Here is an 18,961-nt window from a genome sequence, read left to right on the forward strand (position 1 = left end):
TGCTTATGTTGCATCTACGAAGAGGTTCCTTTAAGAAGGAAAGCCGTGCTTTTTAGATCGCAAAACCGCAAATATAGAGGGCAGCAGCAGAATGGCCAATACCCCTGGAAGGAATACGACCCCAAGCCGTTCAAGAAGAAGCCCGCCGACAATACCTCCTCCGCCAATAGCCACATTCCACACAGTAACCAGCATGGATTGAGCTATATCTGCGCTTTTGCCCCCAGCTTGAGCGATGGCTGTTTGCAATAAAGTGGCTGCCCCGCCAAACGTTAGCCCCCAAACTGTAATGCCAAAAATGAGCAGTGCAGGTTGATTCATTCCGATTCCTAGAGCTGCTGAAGCCAGAACAAATCCTGTAAGGCTGATTAAAACCAGCATTCTTAGCCAGCGGTCAATTAGTAAGCCTACTAGCCAAATGCCAACAACCGAGGTCAATCCGAAAATAAACAAAACCAAATCCACTCGCTGAGCAAATGCCGTTTCCTTAAGAAACGGTGCAATATACGTGTACAAAATGTTATGAGCCAGCACCCATCCCAAAACGACAAATAAAATCGTTCTTATCCCGGGAATAAGGAAAACCTTTTGAAGAGGGAGCCGATCACCGGCTGGTTCACCGGCAAAATCCGGCACCTTCCAGAGCACCCAGCCAATAAGTGCTGCCGTCAATAATGAAATGGTTCCGAAAATGAGGCGCCATCCTGCATATGCTCCAAAAAAAGTGCCAAGCGGAACGCCCAGCGCCAACGCCAGCGGGGTGCCGACCATGGCAACCGCCATCGCTTTTCCTTTCAGCGAATCAGGTACCATGCGCCGTGCATAACCGGCCGTCATCCCCCACAGAACACCAGCCGAAACGCCTGCGAAGAAACGCCCAGCAAGCGTCAGCACATAAATGGAGGATAACGCGGTGATGGTATTAAATACAAAAAAACCGATGATGCACAGCAGCAGAAGCGGACGGCGCCTCCACCCGCGCGTAGCTGTAGTCAAAGGAATAGCGGCCAGTAGAGAGCCGACCGCATACAGGGTAACCAATTGCCCAGCAAAGGCTTCGCTGACTCCGAGATCCTGTGCAATTTGCGGCAGCAAGCCGGCAGGCAGACTTTCCGTAAGAATGCAGATGAAACCCGCCATCGCTAAAGCTAGCAGCCCCGCCCACGGAAGTCGGTTGGCAGTTGGAACAATTTTACGACCTTTACTTATACGTACAGTGCTTGAATTCATAAAAAATCTCCTTTAATCATTTTTTGCCGCATGTAAAGGCTATGCTTCTGTATAAGATTATTAAAATAAGGCTCTCCTTTACATGGATGATTAAAGGAACATAAACTGAAATAAGAGGAAAACACTTTTGTTTTTATAGAAATTCATTGATTTTAAAAGCCAAAAAAAAATCGCAAAAAAACCACGAAAAAGCCGAGCGAAAATCAGGGGGGAAACCTGAATTTCATCGGCTTGGCGGTAACCTTTATTTTTCATTAATTAGACTTGCTTATGCCCAGATTTACGATATATTTTAGTTGTGCTTCATTGAGTACTAGCAACCATGATATTTTTGTGCAAGGATTGCTAGGCTCCATTTCCCGCCATTACCTATAATTCAACTTGAAAGAAGGATTTGAATGGATTGGCTAGACCGCATGAATAACGCAATGGAATATGTCGAAACACACCTGTCTGAAACAATAGATTACGAGCAGGTGGCTAGAATAGCCAGTTGTTCAACTTACAATTTTCAGCGGATGTTTTCATTCATCACAAATGTTCCGCTGGCAGAGTATATTCGGCGCAGGCGCCTCACCCTAGCCGCATTTGAACTGCAAAGTAGCGGAATAAAAGTCATCGATGTGGCATTCAAGTACGGCTATGAATCACCTGAGGCATTTTCCAGGGCGTTTAAAAAAATGCATGGTGTGATGCCAATGTCAGCGCGCGACAAAGGTGTTTCACTCAAGGCCTATCCTCGGCTAACCTTTCATATTTCGATTCGAGGAGATGTCGAGATGAATTACAAAATGGAGGAGATACAAGGTTTTGCTATGTTTGGTGTTTCAACTCTGATTAATGCAGCTGGCGAGAATCCGTTTATTGAAATACCAAAATTTTGGGAGAAATGCAAATCCAACGGAACAGTAAAGCGAATCCGTGCCGCTGCAGGTTTGGGGGAACATGGCCAGATCCATGCGGTATTATACAACAACAACAGTGAGTGCTTCTCCTACATGATCGGTTATTTCTTGCCTGAGCATGAATTGCCGCAAGGGTTTGAAAAGCTTCAAATTCCCCCACAAACGTATGCTATTTTTTCAACTGGTATAAATCCCGACGGAGAAAACGACATTCATGAATTGTGGAGACGTATATGGAGGGAATGGTTTCCGACCTGTGATTATCATTTCACAAGTGGCCCTGAGTTTGAAATGACCTATGATAGAGGCAACGGCATGTACGAAATGGAAATTTGGATTCCTGTCGTTAAAAAAAGTGAGTCGCAGGCGTAGTACCCAATTATTACCTTAGTGTTAGGGGAGATTTCTTATGGAAAGTGTAAACCGAATGGATAATGCAATCATTGCGCAGCATGCGCTTGCACAGTACGATATAAATGTTGTATCCGTATCGTCAGTAGCTCAAAGTGGTGCGGCTATTTTTAAAATTGAAGATAATTGTGGAATGTTATACAGCCTGCGTGTTCACAAATCTAAAATCAGTACGCTTGAAAAGATGTGGACGCACCCAGATGTGCTAGCTTCTGAGATGGATTGGCTGAATGCGCTTAACCGCGATACTAATCTCAACCTCCCTGTGCCAAAACGCAATCAGCATGGGTCATATGTTACACAAGTTGACGATACAAATTGCACGATGATCAGTTGGGTGGAAGGCGAGATAAAACAATACTTTACCAGCGAGCAAGAATTGAAATCCACCGCTGAAATGATGGCAGCTTTGCACCATCATGCCAGTAGGTGGCAACCCCCTTCATCTTTTGTCCGCCCAATAGTTAATCGCGAACGCATACAAAATGCTTTGGACTTGCTTAAGCAGCAGGTGCGGGAAGGGTTATTAGATGCACATGATGTTCAGATCCTTGATGCCGCTGGGGAAAAAGCGATGGCCCTGCTCGACACTCTCCCTAAAAATCAGTTGACCTGGGGCGTATTACATGGTGATATCGTTCCTCCCAATATCGTGTTTTTAGAAGGTGTTGCATGTCCAATTGACTTTGGCGCGTGTGTATTCGGTCCTTTTCTCACTGACTTGGCCATCACATTTACCTTTATTCATCCCAATGCCAGACAGCAATACATTGATTGGTATGGAAAGCACTTTCCGCTACCAAATGATTATGTGTCACAAATAGAAGCATTATTTATTTCGCTAGTGCTAATCGGGATGAGGAACGCTCTTGGTATGCCAGAATCAAGCAATTGGCTGCCGACGCATGTTAAAAAGTGTGCATCTCGTGAATTTGGCAGGTATACAAATACAGAAGGGTTTTTATTTACAGGCACACCATTTTGGGAGTGATAAGCAATTCGACACTGATTTTAGGATTTCGAGGAAAGCTACGAAGAAAGTTGAATCGACAAAAGCAAATGGTATAGTAACTGTTTTCAAAAGTGGGCATTCCAACTCAATTTGAATGGGGATGCCCATTTACTGTTGTTTAGAACTTGAAGATCATAACATGTGTAACTTATGGACAAAATAGTTTTTAGTAGTTAAACATAAAGAGTTCCACATATTAGTCATACATAATATGTGAAACCCTTTATTTGATTTTTTTAGTTTTAGGTTTTGATAAGAGAAGGTCTAATACTTTATTAGACTGGGACGCAATATCTGTCAGGTAAAATAAAACTGTGGAAGCAATTTTGTTGATTATATTGAATCTACCAAGGAACTTAATAAATACGGACAATAAAATGTCTGGAACCACCAAAGTCTATCATTTAAAGAATGTTGGTATCTATTGTTTAAGTGGTTATCGTTCCTCATTTTTCCCCCACAATTCAAACCCCGCCCAATATACAGGGTGACTGTAATCCTTTGACTTAATGAGCTCCCTTTGCCCAGAACTTAGCATCAAATACAATGGTTTTTCATGATTTTCATCTAATGAAAAGTGACCAAGCAACTCTAAGCAAGGCCGTACATCTACATCCCATTTACACAAAATCATACTTCCTATTTTCTTACCTAGGACAAAACTCAATACGCCAGTGCTGGATTCTAAGTGTTTACCTACAGCATTTCCACTTCTACATGTAAATAATATCAATTCATCAGTATAGTCACACAGATCCGAGATATCATCTGCTGATAAAGAGGCATCTGTACCGTGTACTGAAAAAGCACCGCTATAAAGGTCAGAGTTTGGGTCTGGTACGCCGTGTGCAATTATTGCCAGTGTCTTGGGTCTTACTGTTTTACAAGTTGAAAACAGGTCCGAATTGTGTTTACCGAAATCATCCAGAACAATTAGCTTATTCGATGCATGTGACTGTGCAAAACTTTTAGCACGCGGTATTGCAGCATCACTCCCTGAATTAGACGCTCCAATAGCAAATAGTGTTGTATTAGTTTCAGATTTCTTAGAAGTACTTCTTAAAAGATATCCCATATCAATAATATTACTTATATTATCTAGTTTTGAAATTACCCATTCATTTTCAAACCTAATTAAACTAGTTGAGAATGCCTTCAATGTAATATCCGGGGACACATACACCTTTTTAATATCTTGCGCTTGTAAACGATGTATCAAAGAACCGTAAATTTCAATTGATAATTCACTACAAATTTTCTTGATTTGTTCTTCTGTTTCATTGTTTGGCTGAACACTTAATTGTTGAAATAGTAGTTCATCCAAATGCTTTAACTTAGTAATCTTACCTAGTCTGTAGGTTACAAATTCCGATTCTTTATCCACCAGTAATGTGACAACACCGAAACTGGTAATAATATATTTAAAAAACACTTCATCTATTTTCAAAATACCCCTAACTTCATCAATATCCTTAATTGTGAAGAGTGGTAACGCCTGAAAATGAGGATGATTTTTTGTTAATTGTTCCTTTATACTATTGAAGTACTCAATTTTGTTAATGTTTTCCTCTAATCTATAGTCTTGAATACGACTAACCTCATCAAACAAAACATCATATTCTAGTTTAAGATCATCTATTTCTCTGTTAGAAGTATTAGAATAATCAAGTTGCTCAATTAGTGTTCTAGGCGATAAAACTGCAAACATTTTAATTAGCTCTAATTTTGCCCTGTGTTTTTCCTCGAGACTAAACCCTTCAGTGATATATATAATACCTTGCATATCCAAATATAATTTGTATACATCATTTGCCTCTGCAGTAATGGCCGCACGCTCAGTTTTATGATGAACATTTTGCCGTTTTGACTCTACATCTTGAATTGCAGTTGTTAGCAAAGTTACTGCTAGCCTTATTGCTTCCACCCCTAACTTACTCATATTAAAGAATAGTATTTGGGACCAGCTAAGCAAAGCACGAAATCTTATGTCTTTACGCTTTTCCATCCCAATAATTGCTTCATTGTAATACTTGTTTATCAACTCAACTGCCTCTTCTTCTCTATCAAGTCTCACGAGTGCAGCAATTAAATTTGCAAAATGGCCCGACCATTCTGATGAAAAATCATACTTTTCAACGCGTGGTTTTAATAATTGATACGCGCTGTTCCAATCCCCTTGCAGCATTGAAGATTCAATGGCAAACAAACCATCTTTTTCAGTCACTCCACCAAATTTACTAATAAAATCAGAGGCATTTTTTCTATCCGCATCCGTAAAAGTATCAGCGTGCTCAATTACCCACCTAGTTATGATATTACTTGAATCCATTAATGGTTGGATTATTGATAACTTTAAGGCAAATGGTATTACCGAAATAAGACAACTTAAACCTTCAATATGGTTGCCTAATCTATATTGTGAATTTCCCCAAGCGACAAGCCCTAATATTTTTGTTACTTTTCTTTCATGGTCATCTTTAATTCTAGAAGATAACTGAAGTATTGTGAGTGCATGATCATTAGCTAGCTGGTTTTTTCCAACTAATGACAGGATGATTGAAGCCTCGTATCTTCCCAAAAGTTGATCGTATACTGTGCCTAAAGCACTTAACACTTTAATAGCATTTTCAGTAAATTCTTGTTCGTCTATTTCTAGTTCCTGAGGTATCCCTGTCTTAGCTAATCGTAAGTTACCAATAATAGTCTTAACGCTTATTCCATCAGTTTTGTCTTCACTAAGTGATTCTTCTCTCGGAGTTATGCTAACAGCTACCCATTTTGCTAACTCTTTAGAAAGCTTTATAGATAGGTGTTCTTTCCAACTATCCTCCGATTGTGCTCTTTCGATAAAATTTCCCCACTTAAGATACCCTACATCATTATTTGCTAGTACATAAATATCTTTAATTAATTCATCTACAATTGTATTTGCTAATCTATCTGCATGATTCTCATTCTGAAAGGGCTTAATTTTTCCAAGAGCCCTGACCGCTGTATTTGGATCCTGAAGGATTTTCATCCTTAGTAGGGCACCTTCGGAGGCATTTCTACTTTCAGAGTCATTTGATAATTTAATTAAGTACTGGAAACTTTTTAATGGACTATCGTACTTGTTTAAACAAACTAAACCAAGCCTAAATAAAACTTCATCCTGGAGTTGTGGATAATTGCGTGCTACGTCCTGTAAGACTTCTTCTGCCGTCTCCCTTTTGACATCCTTGTCGTAAATATAACAATATCGATCCATCATTTCGAAATATGGATTTTTTGTAACGTTGTATAGTTTTCTCCATATTATAGAGGCATCTGAAAAACGTCCGTTATTCATAAAGAAATTCCCAATTTCCTGTAGAACATACTCATCCTGATGGTTATTATTAATTGCTTCTTCTATCCACTTTTCATGCTCAACACTTTCCAGGCTTTTAGAAGTTTTAATTAATGCTTTCATTATATTTTTCGACCAAGGGTCAATCTGATAAGTTTGTTTTAGTATCTTATATGCTTCTTCAGCTTTTCTATCATATAGCAATAATTCTGCCAAATAGACCTTTTCCTCTGAGTTTAAAATATCAATCACGGACTTATACATCTCAATCGCTTCTTTTCGTAACCCATTAAATTCATAAGCTTTTGCGTAGTAGTAACTAATCAATTTTTGTGAAATATCTTCTTCATACCTTGTTATGAATTCTAAACTCTCTTTCAAACTGCCGGTCGAGATAGTTTTAATAATGCTATTGTATATCTCAGCGCTATTATCATTTTCTATAGCGATATAAAAAATCTCTGGTTCTTCATTAGCCTGAAATAGCTCTGTAATTTTATCAAAACAGCTTGTCTCGGTAGTGATTACACAAACGAATTTTTGTACCTGTAATTGTAAACTCTTGTGAATCTCATGTATATTATCCACGATTTCTTGCCAAGGTAACTGTTCCTGTTGAAATGAACGAAACGACATGTCGGAGTATTGTTTAACAAAAATACCTTCCCCCTTTAAGCTGTTAAACAATCGCTCTCCACCTAATAATACAACCAGGTCATTTTTTTCCACTTCACTTAACGATGCAAATATATCTTCTATTTGAATAGAGTTACACTGTACTAAGTTAATTCTCTGCTTAACTTGATTTACCTCAATACCTAGGCGTTCACTATCATTTTCAAGGGTCTGTAATATTTGCTTAAAGTTAAATCTTTCGTTATGAAAAGAAAGTAGTTGTATAATTCCACTTTCATAAATTAGTAATTCTGCAAGTAAGTTTAAAATTACTCGGTTAATCTGCTGAGTTGAATCTAGTATGACAGTGTATGCTTCCTCAGATATCTTCTCCATATGATCTCCCCTACTTAAAAATAATTTGGGAGCGAGTCTCTCCCAACCTCATAATGTCCTTTGTATGTACCATTCATACTAAGCCGACTGACGCAGCTACTAAAATAAACGCTTTTGAAATCTCCAGTCTCAAGGGCAGAACGGCTTGCTTGGCCAGTAACTTTAAAAAATAAGTGACCAATGCTCCCTCTCTAGACGATATTTGAGCACGAGTTCGACACCAGATGCTAGATGGAGTACTGCATACTTTATGCTGTACTCCGTCGACTCTGCTTTTATTTGATTGATTGCATACTGAATAAAATCCAGACAGTTTTCAAATAGATTAAGTTTAATCAATGGAGCCTTTCCTTTTTCCAAAAGGCAACACCAGACTTCCCTGCTCTAAATAACACATTTCTGTTTTTCAAACATCATTAAAGACTAAGGAGTAAACTGACTTCGGCCTATGTCACTAATGCACGGCATCCGAATTACATTCGACATTTTCCACAAAAACCCTACTTTATTCACACATTTTCCAATTACTTCTCAGAGTAAAGTAAAGTAAAATAAACAAGAGCTGGGCATAGCAGCTATACTGCAATACCCAGCCCGACAAGATTTAGTAACTATCATTGGAGAACTTCCAATAGCTTTGTCTTTATCTGATTTTACTTACTATAAGAAAGGTTTCGGTAAGACTGCCGATAAAAAAGAATACTATGCCTTAGCCTTTAAATGAGCTACTATGCTCAGCACGCCGCTAAGACACTATCAGACCATTACTTTTTAGAAAAAGGTTTCATCTAACAATAGTAATTCGACGTGACCTAATTAAATGCTCTCGAAGGTAGTATGCTTCAGAAGACGCCGTTTCCACAATTGCATCAAGTAAAATCCAAATTGCTTGGTACAACTCATTCGGTAGCGCTCCTCAGTATCAACCAATAAATAATACTGAAGACATGTAACCAAATAATAATTTGTATTCACTCCAGATAGTAACTGCGATCCACCCACATCTAGTTGATGCTTTGAAAGAATTAGTAAGCCATCTTCTTGGAAAACTGCAGGGAAGTGGTGCATAAGTGAAGCCATCGATTCGAAAACATCTGAATTCATTCCAATATTTTTAACGAATTCTAATATTGATTCTTTACCAAGTATAATTACTTGATTAACATAATCTACTTTTTGGAGAAGTCAGTAGCAATGACAGTGACTGCTCGAAATATTTTCAAGTTTCTCTAACCACATTGAATCTACATCAATCACTGGAAAATATTGTTCACCTATCTTAGATAATGCTACAAACTCAAACTTATGATTTTGAGTCGCATAGTTAATATTACTTATAGCGAGTGGTTGCTTATGATACGGACAAGTACTTACCCCCGGCAGTTGATGAGATCGATGATGAAAGAAAGAAAAAAGAAAATCTCAGCCTACTTTAGACTAGAGATTTTCTTTTTTTTTGACATAATACTGCTACCCTCGTCGCACTTCAGTCTACAACTTTATTTGCTCGGTTATCACTTTATTTTTCAGTCTAGAACTTTATTATTATCTTCTGACAACCGTCTCATGAGGGGCGGTTTTTTTAATTGATATTGACATAAATTCAATACACACTACGAATGCGCATATGAATTGACTGATGGTATGATGATGAATTATCATAAAGATGCGCATAAATAATCTGTATAAATAAAATAAGGGGGAGTTTTCTTGAAAGACATCTACACGTATTGGGGGTATCTCGATTTAGAAAACGACAAGGTCGTGTTTCCAGATCTTGCCCCGCTGGAAGTTCAGTACGACAACGAGGATTCCATTCAAGAGGTAGTACAGGTTGGATTAACAGAACATTTATTCGGACTTGAGGTTGCAAATGAGGCGATCCCAGAACCGAAGAGCATTGTTCAGTTGTCCAAGGAATATCCGGCGAAATCGTTTTTGTCATTTATAGCGTTTATGGCGTCCGTACGTTCAAATGCACAAAACAAAAACGTTCGAAAAAACGTTTTGATCGACAAAACTCTAAACGATATAGCAGAAAGGCTGTCTATTAACTTCTCAGAGACGCTCAGAGACGCACTAGAGCTCCGTTTAATGGTAAAGGAGCCACAGTCGGTTAAAGTCGTTAAAATCGGCGATATACGCCGTAAAACAGGACGCACAATTGAGGAGATCGCTGATAAATCTAGGATTCCACTCTCACGTTTGAGTGCAATTGAAACTGGAACGCGAATTATGACCGAGAAAGAACGCTTAAAGCTGGCAAAGGCTTTTGACTGTGAAGAGAAGGATTTAATTGGGGCACCGTCTCTTTATCACCCATCCGATATCAGTACTGCACTGGCTGCTATACAACGTGAAGGTGTTCTTGATGGGATGTATGGACGAAAAGAGGAAGACCTGCAGGGCTTTGTTATGCTGATGAACGACATGTGGAAGTGGTATCGTGGTATGCGGATCGGCTGGCAAGAGGCAGCTGAAAGCAAGGTCACGAGATTTAAAAAAGAACTCGTTCGTTATCTGATGGATGAAATGAATGATCACCCTATCAATGTTTTCCCCTTTACTGCGCTCGGTTTTAACGGGCCGGCTACTTTTTGGGTCGAAATTTATGAAGAGGATGAAGTGGCTAATGGTCGCTACACGGTCGTTTTAGAAAATATCATCGGAACCAGCGTGACCAACAATTGTGAAAACTTCATTCCAGCACTCGTTGAAACGATTCTGAAAGATCGCTTTTATTGGGGGGAGCTGCCCAAGCAAAGAAAAGGGCATAAGTATCCTGAAATTTGCTTCATGGAACGTCAAGTGGACGAAGGGGCGGAGCGTTACTTTGAAATTATGCTTTTTCCAAACGGACCTCAGTGGAAGGAATCAAAGTTGGAATTACTCGAAAAGCAAAGCAGTAAAAGTCGCACCTACCGTTATATTGTTAGAGCTAAAGATTTGCCGGATCCTTTTAGTAAAAAGCCTGGTAATGATCGATGTGGAGAATGGAAGGGAGACGGCTGCCCACTTGTGACGGGCATTGCTCCAGATCCAAACTATGGATGTGTCAAATGCAGTGACATTGCAAGGGTTTGGCGTGCTAGGGAGTGGTTACTGAGTTTTCTAAGTGATGATGAGATTCGAAATATGGGGCGCTCTAGTGAGTTCCAAATTAAGCACCCTGAACTTCTTGCTTCTATGGCTCAGAAGTTCACTCATGATGATCTAGAAGGAGCACGACAGCTTTTTTACTACATTCAGGAATACGGTGGGTATGAAAGAATGGGATCGATTACAGTCATTAATAATCCTGGCTACGAGACAACGTATATCGATGGACGTCATCGAACGAAAGTTGCGCAAATATTGGATATTACAATCCCAGTGATGTATTCAACATATGAATACATGCCATTTGAGTTGATGGAGTAGGTGTATGGAGAAAATATGGGGTTGTTGATTTAGCGGGTTTTTGGATCGAAGAATCGTCAGCTTTAGCATAATAAGATTAGACTGAGGCATTAATAGAAAGCAGCGGCAGCCAAGGACAATAAAATAAAGTTCTAGACTGCCGCTGTTCTTGTTAAACTAACAGTCGCAATAGGTACGCCTTTGAAGTTATCTCCAGCTTTTCCCCTGCTTCATACCGGACGTTCGAGTTTCCCCGCATCCGGCGTTCCATCTAAATGAAATTACTTAATCATAGCTTCCACGTTACTCCTAAAAAAGTTAGATCGTTTTTAGTCCACACTTGTTGCGGTATTGGTTAATCAACTTGACCATAGGCTCGGTTATCACTGCCTCCTAGATGTAAAGGTACGTAGTGATGACAGTGAACGTCATTAGCAAAAAGACAAATGCCATTAATCTCGTACTTCCCCATCCTCATGCTGTAGCGACTCATTCGGTTATCCATATACTCGACACTGCGGTTCGGAAGATTTGATTCCAACAGCTTTACGAGTTCCCGCCCAATATCCGGTCACAACTTCTTGTATATCCGATCTCTTCCTTCCGCCGTGTAAGGGGTAAGGCTTTGACTGAAATTCATGGTATTGCTTGTTTTTACGTCTGCAAATGGATACAGGTACACGTTAGCCAACTTGAAAGTCCTGAAACCACAGCTATAAAATTTCTTGTAAGTCGGTGGCGGGTTTGCAGGGCATCTTCTATATTATTAAAAGTAAAATAGTCGCAACAAGGACATTGCACTCTTACCATGTTTTTGAGCCACCTACTTAACCATTTCCCCACTATTTCGGCGTTGCCTTCATGATTTAAACAATTCTTAATAACGAAAATAAGGTAGCCCGAATTAAACTCATCAGGCTACCCATTAGATGTTTTAATAACTCTAATTCGTTTGCGGTTCCAAACATTATTTACTGGTTCCACAGTTTTTTCACAGGTTCCACACTTTTATTTCACCGGACGCAACATCCACCAGACACCTTACTCCACCGTAACACTCTTAGCCAAATTCCGCGGTTTATCCACATCATGGCCGAGCGCCAGCGAGGCATAATAGGAAAGCAACTGCAAAGGAACAACCGACAAAGCAGGAGTCAGGAGCGGCAGCGTCTTCGGAATGCTGAAGACCTCGTCTACCGATTGAGCGACTTCATGCTCGAATCCAGCATTTGTAACCGCCAGGACATGAGCGCCGCGCGCTTTAACCTCTTTAATGTTGCTAAGCGTTTTTTCGTACAGCCCCTCTTGCGTTACCAGAGCAATTACCGGCACGCCGTCTTCGATCAACGCCAAGGTGCCATGCTTCAGCTCGCCCGCTGCGTAAGCCTCAGAGTGAATGTAAGAAATTTCCTTCAGCTTCAACGAGCCTTCTTGGGCAACAGCGTAATCAACGCCGCGACCGATAAAGAACAAGCTGCGATGGTTCGCCATAGATTCCGCAACCTGCTTCAACACCGCCGATTGAGTCAAAATCGATTCAACCTGCTCAGGCAGCTGATGCAAAGCCGCAATCAGTTCCTTTACGGTCTGCTGCTCCTGCGTACCAAGCACGCGAGCCAGATTCAAGCCCAGCAGGTAGAAGGCGATCAGTTGCGATGAATAAGCTTTAGTGGACGCAACCGCGATTTCCGGTCCTGCCCATGTAACCAGCACATCATCGGCTTCGCGGGCAACCGAGCTGCCCACCACGTTGGTAATAGCGAGTACCTTGGCGCCATTGCGGCGAGCCTCGCGCAAGGCTGCCAGCGTGTCGGCCGTTTCGCCGGATTGGCTAACAACGATAACGAGCGTGTCTGGCGTAATGATCGGCGAGCGGTAGCGATACTCCGAAGCGACATCCGTTTCGACAGGGATGCGGGCCAGCGACTCAATGACCGATTTGCCGACAAGTCCGGCATGGTAAGCCGTGCCGCAAGCGACAATATGCACCTTGCTGATGGAGCGGATATAGTCATCCAACATGGACAATTCCTTCAGATTGACCGACAAACCGTCATCCGCTATTCGGCCAAGCATCGTATCACGATAAGCCTTAGGCTGCTCATGGATTTCTTTCAGCATGAAATGATCGAATCCGGCTTTCTCCGCAGTCACCAGATCCCAATCGACATGGAATATTTCCTTGGAAATATGTTTTCCGTCAATACTCAGCAATTCGACACCTTCACGTGTCAGGATAGCCATTTCGCCGTCGTCCAAAATATAGACGTTGCGCGTATGCTCCAGAATAGCCGGAATATCGGACCCGATAAAATTTTCACCTTCGCCGACGCCGATTACGAGCGGACTGGCGAAACGAACGGCTACCAGCTTTTCCGGCTCGTATTCCGTCAAAACGCCCAACGCGAACGCTCCGCGCATCCGTTTAACCGCCTGCTGAACGGCTTCGACAATATTGCCTTTATATTCATCTGCAACCAGATGGGAAATAACCTCTGTGTCGGTTTCCGACAGAAAAACATGTCCTTTTGCCGTCAACTCGGCTTTCAGATCCAGATAATTTTCGATAATGCCATTATGCACTACCGAAAATTTCGCAGAATTATCCGTATGGGGATGCGAGTTTACATCGGAGGGCTTGCCGTGCGTTGCCCAACGTGTATGACCAATGCCGACAGAGCCAGTCAACGGCTCACCCTTCAGCTTATCCTCTAGGATCGCAAGACGTCCCTTGGACTTCTTGATTTCCAGCCCGCTTTCCGTAAACACGGCAATACCGGCGGAGTCATACCCCCGATACTCCAGCTTCTTCAAGCCTTCCACCAAAATATCCTGACAGCCGCGATGACCAATATATCCAACAATTCCGCACATAATTAAACAGACCTCCGTTAACGGTATATTTCCCCCGTCCACGGATGCCGGCCAGTTGCGCAGCACAGGCATTGTATATGAAGTTGTCATCGAATACTTAAAATCCGGTCGAACTTTTCCCGTGCCGGCCCTGCAGGCGGCATCGCGGACATAAGGATACAAATTAAATTTGCGGCAGCCCGCCGTACGTTTGTGGAATCGGTCGCCCAATCCTTTTGCGTAACGGCTTACGGTTGGCATGCCCTATACCGGAAGGTCCCCGCCGAATACTTCGAACACCTTCACCTCGTCAGCTTACGGTATGAACAGCTTCAGCAATCCGAACAGCTCGTTCATCACGCAAGCTCTGGCGCTTGTCGTACCATGTAACCTCTATCCTCGCTTTCCTTCCTGAATCATACTACCTATCATATTCATTTTTGTCGCCGTGCGCAACCTGCCCCGCCTAAAATGGACAGGTTTCGCCTCATTTCTACAAAGAAAGTGAATTCTCGACGTTCAATCTCGCTCATTTAGACCACTGGATTTCGTTCATAACAGGAACCAGATTCTCGCCTTCAATCACAATGGCCGTCATGCCTTCATCCGAGCCTGATTCATGTATTTCCTCCGGCTCCCAAAATGCGGCCATTCCTGGCCCTATATCGTATTTAACGCCTTCATTTCCGACTACCCAGCCGCGACCGTTGACCACCAGAAACAGCTGGTGGATTGTAGCTGGATGTGACCCTACAACACCATTAGCCTCAACATGGATACAGCCGATATGAATCGGCTTGTCGTGTCGAATCATTTTCGAAAAAAAGGCTTGCTGGCTATTAAAATGAGTTATTTTCTTACCTGTTTCTTTAGTAAAACTAAATATTCTCAATGGAACACTCCTCAAAATAACTCAATCGTATTTTCGAGTGCTAAGATCATACGTTAGCCCAGCTCGCGCTTGACCACCTCGGCAATTTGATCGACATACGCCTCAACCAGCGCCTTGTCCGGCCCTTCCGCCATAACGCGAATCAGCGATTCCGTACCGGATGGACGAACCAGCACGCGCCCGTTGTCGCCCAGCTCCGCCTCCACCTGATCAACCGTTTGCTGAATAGCGGCATTGCCGTTATACAAGCTTTTGTCCGCCACGCGAACATTAACAAGCTTCTGCGGGTATTTGCGCATCAGCCCCTTTAGCTCACCCAGCTTTTTGCCGCCAAGAGTTACGGTTTCCACAAGCTGAAGCGCAGTCAGAATACCGTCGCCCGTCGTAATGTAGTCCAGAAAAATAACATGGCCGGATTGCTCCCCGCCCAGATTATAGCCTCCACGGCGCATTTCCTCCATCACGTAACGATCGCCAACCGCTGTGCGGGCCGTCTTGAGGCCAATGGCTTCCGTACCTTTGAAAAAGCCGATATTCGCCATCACTGTCGTTACGACCGTGTCGTTTGCCAGCGTGCCCTCCCGCTTCATCCGGTCTCCGATCAGACAAAGAATAAAGTCGCCGTCCACCTCTTCGCCCGCTTCGTCGATCGCGATAAGGCGGTCTGCGTCGCCGTCAAAGCTCAAGCCCAGGTCCGCGCCCAGCTCCAGAACCTTCTCGCGCAGAAACTCGGGATGAGTGGAGCCTACGCCTGCATTAATATTGCGGCCATCCGGCTCTGCCCCCACCGTTGTCACATCTGCGCCCAGCTCGCAGAAAATAGCGGGAGCAAGCTCAAAAGCAGCCCCGTTAGCGCAATCCAGCACTACCTTAAGGCCGTTAAAGTTGCCCTTAACCGTTGTTTTCAGGAAATCGAGATAACGCCTTTTGGCCTCCGTATCCGTCGTTACAGAGCCGATATCGCCGCCGGACGGACGAGGCAGCTCATCCTTTTCGGCGTCAATCAGCGCTTCGATCTCAAGCTCCGTTTCATCCGACAGCTTAAAGCCGTCGCCTGCAAAAAACTTAATGCCGTTATCTTCAACGGGATTATGGGAGGCCGAAATCATAACGCCCGCGTCCGCTCCCAGCTCCTTTGTCAGAAAAGCAACCGCCGGAGTGGAAACAACGCCAAGGCGCACCACGTCCGCTCCGATGGACAATAAACCGGAAACAAGCGCCGCTTCCAGCATCGGTCCCGAAATTCGCGTGTCCAGTCCGATAACCACCTTTGGCTTGCTTGCCGTGCGCGTCAGCACATAACCACCGCAGCGGCCGATTTTGTAAGCCAATTCAGGCGTCAATTCTGTATTCGCGACACCGCGAACTCCGTCCGTACCGAAATATTTCCCCATAAATGCTAACTCCCCTGTTCCCAAAATAATTAGTATAAGTATATGTTCCTCTTGCCTTATAACCCGTCAGCCGAAGCAATCAGCGAACGGGACGTTCGTATGCTTGCATTCTGGTTGCCTGCGGCATTCCCGCTGCCGCCGCTATTGCCGCTTCCCCCGGCATCCTGGCCGTCATTTTCGTCAGGCTCCTCCTCCGGCGTACCGGTAACCGGCGTGTCCGTCGGGGCGCCTCCTTGCTCAAGATCATCCCCATCACCGTTAACGGGGGCGGAATCATCCAAAATTTCAATCCGCACCGTCAACGGCTGTCCTTCCGCAATGACCGGCTCAACATAAGGCGGCAAATCAAGCTCAAGCGGCACGGTATGAATGCCAGGCGGAAGCCCGTCCACCTTGGCAAGCAATGAAATATCGCTTGCCTGTACGTCCTTCAGCACAGCTTCCGCTCCCCGAAGCTGCAGGCTCATCGTCCCGCTTTCCGGCTCGCGAAGCTCCGCCTTCAAGCCTTCTCCTTCGCCGCTAATCGCAACGGGAAGGTTGTTGATCGTGCGGGTTGCCGTTCGTTCAACCACAACATCCAGCGTTACCTCACCGGGGTTGACGGACGATATGCCGTCAACCGGCAGCGTTTTGACTGCAATTGGCCCGGAGCCCTTTACCTTGGACAAATCCAATACAACACCGTCATAAATCGATATGGCGTCAAGCTGGGCCTGCTGGGCATAAACCGTAATTTCACTGATGTTAGGTTTGACGGACACCAGACTCAGCTCGGAATCCAGAACGCCGCTATAGCGGACCTGCAGCGGAACCGCCTTGAACGGCAGCGTCACCTTGGCTTCGGCATGAACTGTCCCCGGCGATACAGCGGCTTCCGGAATTTCAACGCCGTCATTGTCATAGACGACGACCTTAGCCTTTTTGTTCACAACCGTTTTATCTGCGCCTGTCACATCCAGTGTGACCGCCACTAGACCTACGCGGGTCATGTCGTCTTTTGGCAGCGTCACCTGAACCATGGAGCCGCCCTCCGACAGTACCGCCGGCGTACCCAGCACATATCCATCCGCAGGCTGGCCGCTCGTCAACACCTGTACGTCAAAGGACTTCGTAACCAGCTCCTCGATCCGGACATTCACTTTGCGCGGAGACAGCTCAACCTCTTTAATATTTCTAGGCAGCTTGGAGGTCAGGGGCAGCTCATGGATGCCGGGCTCCACGCCCTCCAAATCAACGTTAACGATGTATTGTTCATTTGCCGCAGTACGAAGCGTCGAGATTCGTCCTTCTACAACAAGCCGCGCCACGGTCGGCTCCATCGCCGTCATGACGTATTTGGTCGTATCCAGACCTGTCGGCACAATAGTTACTGCTTCAATCACCTTTGTATCTATATTGGACGTCGCCGTCTGAGGCGAGGTTACCGGATCGACATGCACAATGGCAAACAAGATCACGCCCAAAATAACCGAAATGATTTTAAGCGCCGTAGGGTGGCTTAGCCACTTATCCATTTTGCCCCTCCTTCCGCTTCCAGAACGCCGACTTGATGCCTTTTTCCTTGGCGCGTCCGTTCACCTTTGGAGTCAATTCCTCGAATAATTTGGAAATGAGCGATTCTTCATTGATGTCTCGCACAATCATGCCGTTTAGCGATAGCGAAATTTGGCCCGTCTCCTCCGACACCGCGATGGACAACGCGTCGCTTACCTCGCTGACGCCTATCGCCGCTCTATGCCTGGTGCCAAGCTCCTTGCTGATAAAAGGATTTTCCGACAGAGGCAAATAACAGCCCGCCGCCATGATCTGATTGCCCCGAATGATGACAGCTCCGTCATGCAGAGGCGTATTGGGCGTAAAAATATTAATGAGCAGCTCCGATGTAATACGCGATTCCATAGGCGTGCCGGACTCGATCAGCTCCGTTACTCCCGTCTGGCGCTCGAATACAATCAGTGCTCCGATTCTGCGCTTGGCCATATGCTGCACGGCCCGAATAACCTCGTCGATCTGCTCGCTCAAGGCATTCCGCTCCAGCGATGAGCCCCGCGAGAACAGGTTGCCGCGTCCCAGCTGCTCCAATGCCCGCCGCAGCTCCGGCTGAAACAAAATGAGCACGGTCACGATGCCAAAAGTGAACATCTGGTTCATCACCCATTTTAACGTATACAGGTTAAACCAGGTGCTGAGACCCCAGGTGGCGATCAGAACAAACACGCCTTTCAGCAGCTGCACGGCACGCGTACCCCGGACAAGCAAAATCAATTTATAAATAATATAGCTGACAATGCCAACATCAATAATATCCTTAACCCAGTCATGCCAAGTTGAATCTGTAAAATAGCTCATGCGCCAACCCCCAACTGCAGATCACATCTTGTCTCTATTATCGCATTTTAACTGTATTGTTTTCTACTTTTGGGTATAGAAATCCTCTATTTGCATTTAACTTTTTCCTGCGGCCCACTTATCTATTATCGCTAATACAGGGGCCATATTTCAAGTTTTCCAGACTTTCACAAAAAA

At 44.0% G+C, this 18,961-nt stretch carries 10 protein-coding genes; 3 read left to right on the forward strand and 7 right to left on the reverse strand.

What is annotated here, in order from left to right:
- Positions 1 to 30 precede the first annotated feature (30 nt).
- Positions 31 to 1,230: an MFS transporter gene (locus tag A7K91_RS05610; protein WP_068680546.1), complete on the reverse strand. Its 1,200-nt coding sequence runs from the start codon at positions 1,228 to 1,230 to the stop codon at positions 31 to 33.
- A gap of 398 nt (positions 1,231 to 1,628) precedes the next feature.
- On the opposite strand from A7K91_RS05610, the gene A7K91_RS05615 reads away from it, so the two are divergent.
- Both A7K91_RS05615 and A7K91_RS05620 read left to right on the forward strand, forming a co-directional pair.
- Positions 1,629 to 2,507: an AraC family transcriptional regulator gene (locus tag A7K91_RS05615; protein ID WP_068680551.1), complete on the forward strand. Its 879-nt coding sequence runs from the start codon at positions 1,629 to 1,631 to the stop codon at positions 2,505 to 2,507.
- A 37-nt stretch (positions 2,508 to 2,544) separates the two neighbouring features.
- Positions 2,545 to 3,537, forward strand: coding sequence for a phosphotransferase enzyme family protein (locus A7K91_RS05620; protein ID WP_068680552.1), 993 nt, complete (start codon positions 2,545 to 2,547; stop codon positions 3,535 to 3,537).
- Positions 3,538 to 3,994: 457 nt separating this feature from the next.
- On the opposite strand, the gene A7K91_RS05625 is transcribed toward A7K91_RS05620, so the two are convergent.
- On the reverse strand, positions 3,995 to 7,897 hold the full coding sequence (locus tag A7K91_RS05625; protein ID WP_068680553.1) for a CHAT domain-containing tetratricopeptide repeat protein: 3,903 nt from the start codon (positions 7,895 to 7,897) through the stop codon (positions 3,995 to 3,997).
- A 1,710-nt stretch (positions 7,898 to 9,607) separates the two neighbouring features.
- Here A7K91_RS05625 and A7K91_RS05635 point away from each other — a divergent pair.
- Positions 9,608 to 11,317 (forward strand): helix-turn-helix domain-containing protein, encoded by a 1,710-nt coding sequence (locus A7K91_RS05635; protein WP_068680558.1) that lies wholly within the window; start codon positions 9,608 to 9,610, stop codon positions 11,315 to 11,317.
- A gap of 1,020 nt (positions 11,318 to 12,337) precedes the next feature.
- Here the strand turns inward: A7K91_RS05635 and glmS are convergent.
- The 5 genes from glmS to cdaA form a co-directional block, all read right to left on the reverse strand.
- The gene (gene glmS, locus A7K91_RS05640) at positions 12,338 to 14,170 is read right to left on the reverse strand and encodes a glutamine--fructose-6-phosphate transaminase (isomerizing) (RefSeq protein WP_068680606.1); all 1,833 of its coding nucleotides are present in this window, start codon (positions 14,168 to 14,170) and stop codon (positions 12,338 to 12,340) included.
- Between the two features lie 508 nt (positions 14,171 to 14,678).
- A complete protein-coding gene (locus tag A7K91_RS05645) occupies positions 14,679 to 15,041 on the reverse strand; it encodes an AraC family ligand binding domain-containing protein (protein ID WP_068680560.1) in 363 nt (120 codons plus the stop codon).
- 53 nt (positions 15,042 to 15,094) lie between these two features.
- On the reverse strand, positions 15,095 to 16,435 hold the full coding sequence (gene glmM, locus A7K91_RS05650; protein ID WP_068680562.1) for a phosphoglucosamine mutase: 1,341 nt from the start codon (positions 16,433 to 16,435) through the stop codon (positions 15,095 to 15,097).
- 56 nt (positions 16,436 to 16,491) lie between these two features.
- Entirely contained in the window at positions 16,492 to 17,949 is a 1,458-nt protein-coding gene (locus A7K91_RS05655; protein WP_068680563.1) for a CdaR family protein, read from the reverse strand.
- Positions 17,942 to 18,784 carry a diadenylate cyclase CdaA gene (gene cdaA, locus A7K91_RS05660; RefSeq protein ID WP_068680565.1) on the reverse strand — a complete coding sequence of 281 codons (843 nt, stop codon included), beginning with the start codon at positions 18,782 to 18,784 and terminating at the stop codon, positions 17,942 to 17,944. The genes A7K91_RS05655 and cdaA overlap by 8 nt, the downstream gene beginning before the upstream one ends.
- Positions 18,785 to 18,961: the final 177 nt, after the last annotated feature.

Origin of the sequence: Paenibacillus oryzae (assembly GCF_001675045.1) — a bacterium.
Lineage (GTDB): Bacteria > Bacillota > Bacilli > Paenibacillales > Paenibacillaceae > Pristimantibacillus > Pristimantibacillus oryzae.